Origin of the sequence: Kibdelosporangium banguiense, assembly GCF_017876405.1 — a bacterium.
Taxonomy (GTDB): domain Bacteria; phylum Actinomycetota; class Actinomycetes; order Mycobacteriales; family Pseudonocardiaceae; genus Kibdelosporangium; species Kibdelosporangium banguiense.
Window position 1 is genome coordinate 8,011,770 of record NZ_JAGINW010000001.1, and the last position, 13,156, is coordinate 8,024,925.

At 66.9% G+C, this 13,156-nt stretch carries 12 protein-coding genes; 7 read left to right on the forward strand and 5 right to left on the reverse strand.

Annotation, left to right across the window (positions count from 1 at the left end; translation table 11 throughout):
- The first annotated feature begins 23 nt into the window (after positions 1–23).
- The 5 genes from JOF56_RS36755 to JOF56_RS36775 are packed head-to-tail and all read left to right on the forward strand — an operon-like array spanning position 24 to position 4,590.
- Positions 24–1,241, forward strand: coding sequence for an ABC transporter substrate-binding protein (locus JOF56_RS36755; RefSeq protein WP_209644034.1), 1,218 nt, complete (start codon positions 24–26; stop codon positions 1,239–1,241).
- Between the two features lie 8 nt (positions 1,242–1,249).
- Positions 1,250–2,188: a branched-chain amino acid ABC transporter permease gene (locus JOF56_RS36760; RefSeq protein WP_209644035.1), complete on the forward strand. Its 939-nt coding sequence runs from the start codon at positions 1,250–1,252 to the stop codon at positions 2,186–2,188.
- On the forward strand, positions 2,185–3,183 hold the full coding sequence (locus JOF56_RS36765) for a branched-chain amino acid ABC transporter permease (RefSeq protein ID WP_209644036.1): 999 nt from the start codon (positions 2,185–2,187) through the stop codon (positions 3,181–3,183). Before JOF56_RS36760 ends, JOF56_RS36765 begins: the two co-directional genes overlap by 4 nt.
- Positions 3,180–3,914, forward strand: coding sequence for an ABC transporter ATP-binding protein (locus tag JOF56_RS36770; RefSeq protein ID WP_209644037.1), 735 nt, complete (start codon positions 3,180–3,182; stop codon positions 3,912–3,914). The genes JOF56_RS36765 and JOF56_RS36770 overlap by 4 nt, the downstream gene beginning before the upstream one ends.
- Entirely contained in the window at positions 3,901–4,590 is a 690-nt protein-coding gene (locus JOF56_RS36775; protein ID WP_209644038.1) for an ABC transporter ATP-binding protein, read from the forward strand. The genes JOF56_RS36770 and JOF56_RS36775 overlap by 14 nt, the downstream gene beginning before the upstream one ends.
- Positions 4,591–4,653: 63 nt before the next feature.
- Here JOF56_RS36775 and JOF56_RS36780 read toward each other — a convergent pair whose 3' ends face one another.
- From JOF56_RS36780 to JOF56_RS36795, 4 genes are all read right to left on the reverse strand, one after another.
- Entirely contained in the window at positions 4,654–5,610 is a 957-nt protein-coding gene (locus tag JOF56_RS36780; protein WP_209644039.1) for an AraC family transcriptional regulator, read from the reverse strand.
- 40 nt (positions 5,611–5,650) lie between these two features.
- Entirely contained in the window at positions 5,651–6,097 is a 447-nt protein-coding gene (locus JOF56_RS36785) for a hypothetical protein (RefSeq protein WP_209644040.1), read from the reverse strand.
- Complete coding sequence (locus tag JOF56_RS36790) at positions 6,094–6,510, reverse strand: hypothetical protein (protein ID WP_209644041.1); 417 nt, start codon at positions 6,508–6,510, stop codon at positions 6,094–6,096. Before JOF56_RS36790 ends, JOF56_RS36785 begins: the two co-directional genes overlap by 4 nt.
- A gap of 93 nt (positions 6,511–6,603) precedes the next feature.
- The gene (locus tag JOF56_RS36795; RefSeq protein ID WP_209644042.1) at positions 6,604–7,278 is read right to left on the reverse strand and encodes a TetR/AcrR family transcriptional regulator; all 675 of its coding nucleotides are present in this window, start codon (positions 7,276–7,278) and stop codon (positions 6,604–6,606) included.
- 78 nt (positions 7,279–7,356) lie between these two features.
- Between JOF56_RS36795 and JOF56_RS36800 the strand changes: the two genes are divergently transcribed.
- Positions 7,357–8,901: a DHA2 family efflux MFS transporter permease subunit gene (locus JOF56_RS36800; protein WP_307855420.1), complete on the forward strand. Its 1,545-nt coding sequence runs from the start codon at positions 7,357–7,359 to the stop codon at positions 8,899–8,901.
- A 71-nt stretch (positions 8,902–8,972) separates the two neighbouring features.
- The gene (locus JOF56_RS36805) at positions 8,973–9,356 is read left to right on the forward strand and encodes a hypothetical protein (protein ID WP_209644043.1); all 384 of its coding nucleotides are present in this window, start codon (positions 8,973–8,975) and stop codon (positions 9,354–9,356) included.
- Here JOF56_RS36805 and JOF56_RS60330 read toward each other — a convergent pair.
- Positions 9,345–13,076, reverse strand: a complete 3,732-nt coding sequence (locus JOF56_RS60330; RefSeq protein WP_209644044.1) for a CHAT domain-containing tetratricopeptide repeat protein — start codon at positions 13,074–13,076, stop codon at positions 9,345–9,347. The two genes, JOF56_RS36805 and JOF56_RS60330, sit on opposite strands and share 12 nt — an antisense overlap.
- Between the last annotated feature and the right edge of the window lie 80 nt (positions 13,077–13,156).

Genomic DNA, 13,156 nt, shown 5'->3' on the forward strand with positions numbered 1-13,156 from the left:
AGACGTCCCGAATCGGAGATGAGATGGCCAGGCCTTGGTTTCCCGTCCTCGTCGTCAGCATGTTGTTGTTCCCCGTGGCATGCAGCGGCTCTTCGAATGCCCCGACCGGCGGTACGATCAGGATAGGCACTCTGCACCCGCTCACCGGCTCGTACGCGGGCGACGGCAGGCAACTGGAGAACGGCGCAGAACTGGCCGTCAAGGCGATCAACGACGCGGGCGGGATCAAGGCCCTCGGCGGCGCCAAGCTTGCCTTGGAACCAGGTGACACACAGGGCAAACCCGACGTCGGTCAGAGCGAGGCGCAGCGGCTGACCCAAGCCGGTGCGGTAGCCCTGATCGGCACGTACCAGAGTGCGGTGGCCCAGAACGTGGCCGCGGTCGCCGAGCGGGGCAAGGTGCCGTTCGTGATGAACGTGGCGGCTGAGGACAAGATCCTGCAGCAGGGCCTGAAGTACTCCTTTCGGGTACAGCCCGTGGGATCGAAGTTCGCCGTGCAGGCCGCGGACTACCTCAAAGCACTGTCGGCCACCACTCAGCCGAAGGTCACCAAGATCGCGTACCTGCACGAGCAGACCAACTTCGGCCGCAACGCCTATCAGGCGTTCAAGGCGCAGGCGGAGAAGAACGGATTCACTGTGGATCCGGAGATCAGTTACGACGCCGCCACTGTGTCCGACCTGACCACCCAGATCACCCAGGTCAAGGCGAGCGGCGCCCAGGTGCTGGCCGTCACCGGGTACTACCGTGACGGCGTGCTCGCGGCCAAGGCGATCGCGAGTGTCCAGCCGCAGTTACAGGCTGTCCTGGGCGTCGCGGACGGAGCATTCGACCATGCCCAGTTCGTGACCGACGTCGGCAGTGCCGCCAACGGGTTTCTGAATGTCAACTATGGACTGAACCTGAAGAACCAGGAAGCCGTCACCCTGCAGAGGAACTACCAGCAGGCGCACAACCAGCCGATGCGAACGGAAGCCGGTCTGGCCTACGACACCGTCCAGGTGATCGCCGCCGCGATCGAGAAGGCTGGGAGCAGCGATCCCGCGAAGATCCGCGACGCCATAGCCCAGACGGCGCTGCCACCGGTGACCACCGGAGGACCGATCAAGTTCGACGACAAGGGCGAGAACACCGGTGCCGTGCCAGTGCTCCAGCAGGGGCAGTCCGGCAAGGTGACTGTGGTGCTACCGGAGGAGGAGGCCCAGGTCAAGCCGGTCTTCCCGGTGACGCCCGGCCAGTGAGGACGGGGATGCAGGCCAGGGCTTTCGCGGTTGTCGTGCTTGTGGCCGTTGCCGTGGTCGCCGGCGCCTACCTGCGGTCAGGCAGCGGCGCGGTGGTCGGTCAGGCGATGCTCACGGGAATCCTCACCGGCGGTGTGTACGGCCTGGTCGCGATGGGGCTGACGCTGATCTTCGGCGTGCTGGACATCGTGAACTTCGCGCACGGCGCGTTCCTGATGGTCGCCATGTTCGTCACCTACGGCATCGCACAGTCGACGGGCCTGAACCCTTACGCCGCACTCGTTCCGGCGATTCTGGTGCTGACGCTGCTCGGCGCGATCGTCCAGTTCGGACTGCTCAACTCGTCGACGGGCAGGCCGCTGGAGAACCAGCTGCTGATCACGCTGGGTGTCTCGCTGTTGCTGACCAATATCGCCTTGCTGGTCTACGGCGGCGACCCACGATCAGTACCAGTGCCCGGCGACGTCACGCTGAACATCCTGGGAGCGGTTACGAACGTGTCGCGGATGCTCGCCTTCGCCGGGGCGCTTGTGCTCGCCGCGATCGTCTACTTTGTCCTCAACCGGACCCGGTTCGGCCTGGCGATCCGTGCGGTGGCGGCGAACCGCCAGGGCGCGGCGCTGGTCGGGATCGACGTCCGGTGGGTGTACGTGGCGACGTTCGCGCTCGGCACGGCTTGTGCGGGCGCGGCGGGCATGCTGGTGGCACCGTTCACCACGATCACACCTACTGCGGGCGACCAGTTCACGATCATCGCTTTTGTCGTCGCGGTGATGGGATCGCAGGGCAACGTGATCGGGGCCGTGGTGAGCGGACTGCTGATCGGGCTCGTCGAGCAGTTCGGCGGCGTGCTGCTGCCGGGCCAGAGCCCGCTCTTGGCCGTGTTCGCCGTCTTCGTGCTCGTGCTTTTCCTCCGGCCGCAAGGGCTTTTCGGGAGGGCGACATGACCGTCGCCACGCCGTGGCGACGGCATTTGTTCGTGCTGCTTGCCGTGACGGTGATTGCCGCGCCACTGCCGCTGATCACGCCTGACGCCCAGGAAGCGGTCGCGGTCCGGGTGCTGATCTTCGCGCTGATGGCGGTCGGCTGGAACCTGATGAGCGGCTTCGGGGGCATGTTCAACTTCGGTAATGCCGCCTTCTTCGGTCTTGGCGCCTACGCGGACGCGTATCTGCTCGTCGAGCATGGGATTTCGCCGTGGATCGCGATGATCGTGGGCGCGATCCTGGCAGCGGCCTTCGCGGCATTGCTTGGCTTCCTGACGTTCCGATATCGCGTGAAGGGAGCGTACTTCGCCCTGGCGACGTTCGCGTTCGCCGAGATGCTGCGGCTGATCGCGGTCAACAGCGATCTGGTCAACCGGGCGGTCGGCTACAACATCCCGCTGCTGACGGAATCGTCGTGGTGGATGCTGCAGTTCGAGGCCGGTGACGCGCGGTACTACTGGATCGGCCTGGCACTGCTGGTGCTGTCGTTGCTGGCCACCATCGGCTATCTGCGTTCCCGGTCCGGCCAGTTCACGATCGCGATCCGGGACGACGAGACGGCCGCGCAGTCCCTGGGCATCGACGTCCTGCGGTACCGGCTGACGACCATGGCACTGTCCGCGGCGATCACGTCCATCGCGGGAGCGTTCTATGCCCAGTACTACCTTTTCGTCAATCCGGATCTGGCTTTCGGCCCGTCCCAGTCGATCCAGTCCATCCTGCCCGCCGTGGTCGGAGGCGTCGGCACGGTGTGGGGCCCGGTGATCGGCGCGCTGGTTCTCGGCCCGCTCTCCGACATCACGGCGACAGTGCTGCGGGCACCGCCGGAATTCCTGTCGCTGCTGGCCGGTCGCAACGGCATGGACGTCATTCTGTACGCCGTCCTGCTGATCGTCATCATGATCCTGATGCCCAAGGGGATCTACGGCACGATCCGGGACCGGGTGCGCCGATGACCTTGCTGCGAGTGGAGAACGTGGCCAAGGCGTTCCACGGTGTGCACGCGGTGGACGGCGTGAGCCTGACCGTCGGGCAAGGCCGTATCCAGGGCATCATCGGCCCGAACGGCGCGGGCAAGACCACATTGTTCAATCTCGTGGCCGGAGTGCTGAAACCGGATTCCGGCCGGGTGCTGTTCGACGACATGGATCTGACCGGCGCCCCGCCGCACAAGATCGCCAGGGCCGGGATCGCGCGCACATTCCAGCTGACGCGGCCGTTCGCGTCGATGTCCGTGCGGGACAACGTGATCACCGCCGCCCTTGGGCATACGCGGTCTCGTAAGCAGGCTCAGCAAGCGGCCGACGCGGTGATCGAGCGCGTTGGATTGCAACGTTGGCGCGACAACGTCTCCGGCGACTTGCCCACGGCAGCCCTGAAGCGCGTCGAGCTCGCACGTGCCCTGGCGATCCGCCCACGCGTGCTACTGCTGGACGAAGTGCTCGCCGGGCTCGTGCCCGCGGAACGTCAGCCGGTCGTCGACATGCTCGCGACACTGCGCGACGAGGACGGCCTGACCATGGTGTTCGTCGAGCACATCATGGCCGCGGTGATGCGGCTGTCGGACTCCGTCCTCGTTCTCGACCAGGGCAAGGTGATCGCCGACGGCACACCGCAGGAGGTCACCAGCGATCCCCGGGTCATCGAGGCGTATCTCGGAGAGGAACCGACCATTGCTGACGCTTGAGAAGCTCTGCGCGGGCTATGGCCGTCTGCAAGTCGTCCACGACCTCGACCTCACAGTGGGCGAAGGAGAACTCGTCGCCTTGGTGGGCGCGAACGGCGCCGGGAAGACGACGACGCTTCGAGCGATCGGCTGCCTGATCCGGCGCACTTCAGGCACCACGACATTCCTCGGCGACCGCATCGATCGGCTGCGTCCGCACGAGGTCACCCGCCGCGGCCTGGTCCATGTTCCCGAAGGCCGGCAACTGTTCGGCCCTCTGACAGTCGAGGAGAACCTGCGACTCGGAGCGTGGACCAGACCGTCGTACGACCTGAAACGGGTTCATAAGCTGTTCCCTGTCCTCAAGGAACGCGGCAGGCAGGCCGCCGAGACGCTCAGCGGCGGGCAACAGCAGATGCTCGCGATCGGGCGGGCCCTGATGAGCCGGCCAAGACTGCTGATGCTGGACGAACCGTCGACCGGCCTGTCCCCGGAGCTCACCCGCAACGTCCTCGATGCCGTCAAAGCCGTGTGCGACACCGGAGTGTCCGTGCTGCTGGTCGAGCAGAACGCGCACCAGGCATTGAGCATCGCGGACCGGGCGTACGTACTGGAGAGCGGCGTCGCGGCGTTGCACGGCCGAGGCCGTGAGCTCGCCGAGGATCCGCGGGTACGAAAGGCCTATCTGGGACTGTGAAAGAGATTTCTCACTACGGCGGCCAGCCCTGTCGCGCTGCTGTCCCATCGCTGGACACCGGTACTATGAATTGCCGGGATGGGTGAAGTCTTCCGGCTCCCGTTGGCGGAAGCGGCCCGGTGACATGCCGGTCCATGCCCGGAATGCGCGGTAGAACGAGGCTGGGTCGCCGAATCCGAGCAGGAATGCGATTTCGGCGTCGCTGAAGGAGGTCGCGCCGAGGTATCCCCGGGCGTGCTCGTGACGGACCTTGTCCAGCATTTCGCGGAAGGAAGTGCCGTGGTCGCGCAGCAATCGCTGTAACGAACGGCTGCTCATGGCCACATCGCGGGCCACCGCGTCGATTGTCGGCCGTGCTCCGGGGAGCCGCTTGGCGATCGCCGAACGTACTCGCTCGACCTGCCCGCCCTGTGCTGCCGGTGTGTTGGCCCGCAGGTAGGGGACAAGCGCCCGCAGTAGTGCCGGATTGTGGGTATCGAGTGGAAGTTCGAGGTCGGCGGTGGCGAGCACCAGCGCATTGTGTGGTGCGCCAAGCCTGATCGGGCAGCCGAAGTACGCCGCGTGGCCGCTCGGTCTGTCCAGTGCTGGTGTGGTCAGCTCCATCCGCAGTGGTGCTTGCACCGCGACTCGCCGGGTCAGCTCTGTCAGGAACGCCAGTTCCGCGTCGACGAGTGCCTGTGGTGGGGTTCCCACGCCGTCCGGCCAGCGGTAGGTGATCGTCGTCTGCCCGCCGGCTTCGATGGCCAGGTCGACGTCTTCGGGGCTGAGGATCCGCTTGTAGCGGGCGATGACCTGGATCGCCGCGCCGAGTGTGGCGCAGCTGAACACGGCCAGGAAGTACGGTTCGGTGAAGTCGGCCCGGATCGCGCGGGCCAGTGCGATCCCGATATCCGGGTCGTCGCTGACTTTCCGGATCGCGTGCCACAGGTCGAAGTACGCGGGGACCGGCAGGGTGACACCGGGCCTGGCGAACATGCCCGCGGGCAGCCCGGCGAGGGCCAGGACCTCGCCGGGAGCCACTTCGCATGCCCGTAGCGCCGGTTCCAGCCCGACCGGGACCTTACATCTGGTAGGTGGTGTCATGCCGTCGGCTTGTGCGGATTCCCAGGATGAGCAGGAGTCCGATCAGGTAGTGGGTCGGGATCGCCACGAGTACCCCGGCCTTCGCCTGGGTGGTGGCGAAGACATCTGGAATCGTAAGCCAGACGACCCAGTCCACGGTCGCGCTGGCCACTTGGTAGAACGCGAGGCATGCGGCGACGCCCCGGTGCGGATGGTGGCGCAGTGTCCACGCCACGAACGCCTGGCTGGCCAGCGCCACCGCGATCAGCTTGACCACCCACTGCCCGTCCGGGTTGATGTTCCAGCCGGTGGCCGCGCTGAGCACGCTCGGCGGGAGCAGGCCGATCAGGGCGTACACCATCTCGACCACGGCCACCAGGGCGAAGCCGAACCTCAGGTCGACCAGCCGGTGTTGTGTCGGCGATTGTTTCGTAAGTTCGCTCATACGGCGGCTCCGATCGGGTGCAGCCGGTTGCGGAGCAGGTCGCTGTGGCTGCATCGCAGCACGCGCGGCAGACCGAAAATCGCGACGAGCGCGAGTGGCAGGTCGCCGATGGCCAGGACCGTGACAAACGCCCCGGCCTGTTCCGGCAGATCCAGCGCGAACACCACCACCACGAACACCAGCCGGACAATCCCGTTCCAGTAGGGGAACGCACCGAACCGGCGCAGATCCACCGATGACAACACCAGCACGACACCGGCGAACAGCCCGACCAACGCGGGCAGCCATACCCAGAACTGGGCATCGGGCATCCGCAGGCCGACTGCCTCGGGCGCGCCTGGGGTCAGGAAAACCACGATCGCGCTGGCGTTGTAGCAGCCCGCGATCCGTACGAACCAGGTCATGAAGCGCATGCGGTGAATGCTCGGTCCGGCAGCGCAGGCCTGACAACGACGTTCCCCGCCAGAGCTGTTGCAAAGCGCGCCAAATGTCCTCGGCGCTGCCGCTCAGCTCGTCGGCAGGCAGGCCTTGATGGCCAGGATGAGCGTGCCGACGATGTGGTCGAAGAACTCGTCGGGTGTCGGTTTGGCTGTGCGCAAGGCTTCGGCGAGGTGCGGGACATGCAGATCTGGTTGAGCGGTCAGCCATTGCTCGGGAACGGGCGAGACATCCGCGTCGCGGTAGTCGATCAGCAGGGCGAAACCGAACAGTTTCAGGCCGAGCTCGGTGTGTACCCGAACGGCGTCGAGTGGGCTGAGGCCGATGCCGCGCAGCAGTCCGAGGAACGCGTCCGGGTTGCGCAGCCGGGCCGGGTGGACCCCACGTGGACGGACGTCCTCGTCCAGTGAAACCAGCAATGCGCGGGGAAACCGGCGGTACAGCGACCGCATCTGTGCGCAGTACGCGCGCACGCTGTCCTCCCAGCGATCGACGTTCAGTTCGGGCAGTTGCCAGTAGGACATCAGCAGCTGGGTGGCGAGCTCGACCACTTCCTGGCGGTCTTCGACGTAGTTGTACAGAGCTCGGACCGTGACGCCCAGGTCAGCGGCGAGCCTGCGCATGGTGATCGCCGGGAATCCCTCGGCACCGGCCAGGTGCAGGGCTCGTTCGGCGATGAGTTCGCGGGTCAGCGTCGGGCGTCCCTTGCGGGTGGCCGGACGGCGCCGGGTCGTCGGAGGCATCGGCGTCAGCGTAACGGGCTTGAACTTCACACACTGTTGACTTTAAGGTTAGGTCACCCTTAACTCGCTGGGAGAGTCGTGGCTCAGAAGTCGGAAGCGCCGTTGACCGGCCAGGCGCGCGCCATCCTCACGTTGGTCATCGCGGGCTCGCTGCTGGTGGTCATAGACATCGTGATCGTCACCGTCGGCCTGCCCGGGATCCAGGCCGAGCTCGGTGGCTCACTGTCGAGCATCCAATGGGTGATCGTCGCCTACACGGTCACCATGGGCGCGGTCACACAGGTGGTCGGCACGCTGTCGGACCGGCTCGGCCGTCGAACCGTGTACCTGACCGGCATTGTGCTGTTCACCGTGTCGTCGTTGGCCTGCGGGCTCGCGCCCAACGTCGTGTTCCTCGATCTCGCGCGTGGCCTGCAGGGCATCGGCGGCGCGATCCTGATGGCCAACAGCCTGCCGCTGATCTCGCACGCGTTCGAGGGACAGCGCCGCAATATGGCGATCGCGACCTGGTCGACCGCGGCCACCGCCGCGGGCCTGGTAGCCCCCGTACTGGGTGGTGTGCTGATCGACGTGCTCGACTGGCGGGCGATGTTCCTGGTCAACGTCCCGATCGGGATCGCCGCGTTCATCATGGCCGCTGCCCGGCTGCCATCCCCGCCACAGTCCGATGGCCCGAGGCCGCCCATCGACTGGCTGGGTACCGCACTGCTGATCTTGTCGCTGGGCATCGGCAACTTCGCGCTGCTGCGTGGTGAGGACCAGGGCTGGGGTTCGACACAGACACTTGTCCAGTTCGGACTCGCGGTGATCCTCTTCATCGCCTTCACGGTTGTCCAGGTGCGGGTGCAGGCACCGACGCTGCACCTGTCGTTGTTCAGGGTGCCCGCGTTCACCGGTGCCGCGCTGGCGATCTTCATGTCCCGGGTGCTGACCATCGGCGGCACTGTCTACTTCGTCCAGTACTTCCAGGGCTCACTGCACCTGACGCCGACCGAGAGCGGCCTGATGCTCGTGCCGGGTGCGCTGGCCCAGATGGGCGCGGGCATGCTCGCGGGCAAACTGCAGGCCAGACTCGCGCCAGGACCGATCATCGCGACCGGCTACACGCTCAAGGCGATCGCAGCCGCCTGGCTGGGTTTCGCCTTCGGTCCGACGACGAGTCCGTGGTTGCTGGCATTGCCGTTGCTGATCTGGGGTTTCGGTGGTGGCGTGGCCGGTGCACCGGTGATGTCGGTGGCGATGAACGTGGTGGACAAGCAGCGAGCCGGCATGGTCGGCGGCACCGTCACAAGCCTCGCATCGATCGGTGGTGGCGTGGGTACGGCCGTGCTGGGCGTGCTTTACAAGACACAGACGGGATCGGTCATCGCCGCCGATCCCGCCATCCAGGGCCCGACCCGGGAGGCCATGGTGGACGCCGCCGCGCGAGGCGATGCTCAAGCCGTGCTCGCCTTGGCGCCGGAGGACGCCAAGGCGAGCGTACAGACCGCACTGGACACGGCAATCGCTGAAGGAGGGTCTGCAGTCCTGTTGTCCTCCGCGGCAATGGCGGTCGTCACGACCCTGATTGTGCTCGTGTTGCTCAACTCCCGGAACGTCCCCGGCCCGAACGCGAAACCATGACCGCGGAAGGCTAGCGTTCGTCGGCCAGTATCATGGCGTTCACCGCGCACCTAAGAGGAGAGACGACACGCATGCCTGAGTTCGGTGTTTCCTTCGGTGGTCTGACCAGCGAGCAGTTGCGTGCGGAACTGGCCGCCGGGTTTGCCGCCGACCAGGCCGAGGGAATCCCGGTCCTGGAGTTGCGGCCCGCGCCTGACACCACCCGGGCTGTGGACCCGACCATCCTGGTCGCCATTACGGGTGTGCTCGGTGCGGTGGTCGGCACGGTGCTGACTGGACTGTTCCAGCTTGCTCAGGTCCGCAGGCGCAGCACGGTCGTGGTGATCACCGCGAAGGGGACACGGCTGGAGGCGCCGGTCAACGCCAAGCCCGAGGAGTTGGACCTGTTCGTCAGCAAGGCCAAGGAACTCGATGTGGCGCACATTCACGTGAGCGGAAGCAACTCAGGCTCCTGAGTGCACGTAGGCGGCCCACTGGGACGGCCGCCCCAGGTGCAGGTCCCGCAGTTCTCGTACGGCGTGGTGCAGGGCATGGGCGGCGCGCGAGGTGTCCATGCCCTGGCCGGTGTCCAGTTGGGCGTAGAAGGTGTCAGCGACCTGCACGGCGAGCGAGTCGTCGATCTCCCAGAGCGTGCCGACCACGTGCGGGTACCCGGCGAGCTGGAACGCGGCGGTGAGGTGGATCGCCTCGTCCATCAGGTTCGTCGCGCCGTTGAATGCCGAGCGACACGCCGACAGATACGCCAGCCGCGCGTGTTCCAGCCGGATCGGGGCCAGGCTTTCCACCGTGAGCGGTCTGGTTTCGTGGTCGCTGAGCAGCAGACGGCTCTGGGACGGGTCGGCGGGCGTGCTGTGGCCGTGGCAGGCGAAGTGGGCGATGGCGGAGTCGGGGAGCCGGGTCAGAATGGAGTCCCGGGTGGGATCCGCGATCAGGACCGTGGAGTTCGGGACCCGCCGCGCGACTCGCTGAGCCTCCTCGGTGACGTGGTGGAGAGGCCTTTGGCCTGGCGTGGACGGCATCGCCACGATCAGGGCCTGATCATTCGCAGTCGACGCCGCCTGGCGGGTGCGGGCATGGTCGAGCGCACGCACTGTCGGCGTGTAGGACGAGATCACGCGGTCGAGGACGGTTCGGGAGGTCGGGTGGTAACCGGCGGCGTGCAGAGGCAGGTGGCCAAGCGGCCCGGTGAGAGACCACCACACGCGCGGCGGATCCGGCACGACGGTGGTGTGGCCAAGTTCTTCCAGTACCGGTCCGGCGACAACGTCCCATAGCCATTCCAGGACCTCCGCGAGCGTCCGTTCGGCCACAGCCGCCACCGGGCCGCCGTAGCCGCCCAATGCGAGATCCACTGCTTCGTGGAACTGGTCGACTCGTCGTAGCAGGTCGTCGTTGGACAGTCCGGGCAGCGGGAGCGCGCTGATGCCGTTCGGACGCAGCAGCAACGCGTCGGCGCGGTCCAGACCCATGGTGACCACCACAACGTCGCCCTGCCGGGCTTGCCGGAGCAGCCGATCGATGTCGGGCGGCAGCAGGAAGTCGGTGAATCCGTCGAGCCCACGGATCTCGGCTGTCACCGCTTCGAACTCGGCGGCCAGGCGGTTGCGCTCGTCCATCCGCCGGTCGAGTGTGTCGGGCTGGTCGAGCACGTCGCGCAGCCGTACGAACCGGTCCGCGAGCACAGGGTGCCGTTCCTGGAGTTCGGTCAGGTCGCTGCGGGTGTCCAGGGCCTGACTGAACAGCACACCCCGGCCCAGCTCGAGCAGTCGTAACGCGGTCGCGGCGTCCGCCCGCGCCCACAACGCCGCTGCGGCGGCCTCTCCGGCCAGACCGGCGAACTGGCCCAGGGCGTGCTGCTGGTCGCTGCGGTCGAGCAGACGCGGCACCGTCGTCGGCAGCAGCCGCACGGCATATTCGAACAGGTTCGCCGCTTCCACCTCGTCGGCAAGCATCCCCGCCGCCAATCGCGCGGACTGCACTCTGACCGACGGCGCGCCGGACTCGACCTCGGCCGACGCCCGCATGGCCGCGACAGCTTCGTCTACTTCGGACGGAATGCGGGTGACGTGTGCCCGATTGGCCAGTACGACGGCGAGATTGCTCAGATGCAGAGCCCGGCGGGGGTGGCCGCCAGGGGTGGCGTCGACAGCCTGGCGAAGGACGGTTATGGCCTCGGCCAAATCCTGCGTCTTGCCTGGTTGCGTGTGCCGGTAGCGGTCGAACAGCGCCATACCCAGATTTCCGAGGTGCAGCGCGTGGCGTCCCTGGTCCACCAGCGGACGTTCCAGCGCGTCGCGCGCCACGTCGATGGCCTCGTCGGCCAGAGCCGGGTCCTCGGTCGCGACGAACAGCAACCGCAGAGTGGTGCTGAGGGTCGACAAGTACGGCCCTCGGTACGGGTGGTCCGCCGGGGTGAGCTCCACTGCCCGGCGGTGTTCTGCGACGGCGTCCACCAGGTTCGCGGTGGAACCCATCCGTTGGTAACGGTCGACGAGCGCCATGCCCAGGTTGGCCGACAATGTGGCGCGGTGCGGGTTTTCGGCCAGTGCGGTCCGGACGGCGGCCCGAGCGGTGGTGACTGCCTCGTCCAGGTCTGGCAGCGCGCCTGTGCGTTCGAACCGGATCAGCAGCGAACCACTCAGGTTCGACTGGTGCATCGCGTGGTTCGGGTGATCCTCAGGCGTGGCACGAACGGCGTCGCGGCCGACCGTGATCGACTCGTTCAGTTCGGCATCCGAGCCGGTCAGCTGGGACCGGGCATCCAGGGCGGCAGCGAGGATGCCCAGGTACAGGCCCCGGTTGGGGCTGCCGGGCGGCAGTTTGGCCAAGGCGTCCCGCATCGTCGAGATCGCCTCGTCCAGGTCGGTGCGGGCGGCCCTGTTCTCGAACCGGTGAGCCAGTGCGGCGGCCAGGGCCGCCAGCGCCAAGCCTTGGTCGGGGTGGTCGGCAGGCAGAGAGCGGACCGCTTCGCGTCCCGCGGTGACGGCCTCGTTCACGTCGCCGATGTCGCCGAGCTGCTGGAACCGGCAGTCCAAGGCCGCGCACAGGTTGACCAGGCAGAGTGGACGGTAGGGGTCCTGGGCAAGTGGCGTGCCGAGTGCGGTGCGGGCGGCGTCGATCGCCCCCTCGAGATCAGTGAGTGAGCGGGTCCGTTCGAACCGCGTCCGCAACATCATGCACAGGTTGGTGAGGCACATGTTCCGCACAACAGTGCCGTCCGGTGCCGCATGCGCGGCCTCACGTGTGGTTGTGACGGCTTCATCGAGATCGTAGCGGTTCCCGGTGTGCTCGGTTCGCAGGTACAACGCCGTGCCGAGGACGTTCAGCACCAAAGCACGGTCCGGGTGACCCGGCGGGGCGCCCGCCAGAGACTCCCGGGCCAGCACAATGGATTCGTCCAGCTCGTCCCGATTTCTGGTGCTCTCGCTCCGGACGCGCAGCACCAAACTCAAACCCTGCAGGAACGCGACGCGTCCAGGATGGCCGGGTGGCGCCGACGCGACGCTGGCCCGGCACACCGACACCGCGTTGTCGATGTCCTCCAGCCGCCCCCAGCGCTCATACCGCGCATGCAGGGCGAGGCCCAGATTGAGCGCGCACTGCGCGTGATCGGGGTCGTCCTTCGAGAATCCCGCGAGTGCCGCGTAGCCGACGGTGACTGCTTCGTCCAGGTCGCCGGGCTGGGCGGTCACCTCGTACCGCCTCAACTTCGCCTGGCCGAGACAAGCCAGTCCGGTCGCCCGCATTTCATGATCCTCGGGCAGGGTGTCCACGATCCGTTGCCAGACCTCGACCGTCGCTGTCACCACCTCCGGATCAGGGTCGGCGGCGGACTTCGTGAGCAGCTCGGCGCCGATCCTGATGGAGTTCTCGGCCAGCAACGGCAATACCGGCTCGGGCAGTTCGGTGACACCGTGGACAAAACACCAAGTCAGGTCGTCGACCGCCAGCTGCAGCACATCTTCTCCGTCGGTCTCACCCAGTGCCAGAAAGCCGTACCAGTGAAACCACCCGAGAGTGTGCAACGCTTCGACGTCGTCGCCGTTGGTGCCGACCAGCGCTGAGAGCTGCTTGACCTCCTCGATCGCTTCCGGCACAAGCAACGTATCCGGATCCTGCGTCGTTTCGACGTGCACCAGACGTTCGGTGATGGCCGCGATGAGCTGTTCCCGCACGCTGCGCCCTCCCCAGCATTTCCGCGACGGTACCAGGAAAGGGGTCGGCTAGGGGTGGGTGGGCTGTCCCGGCCGCCGGT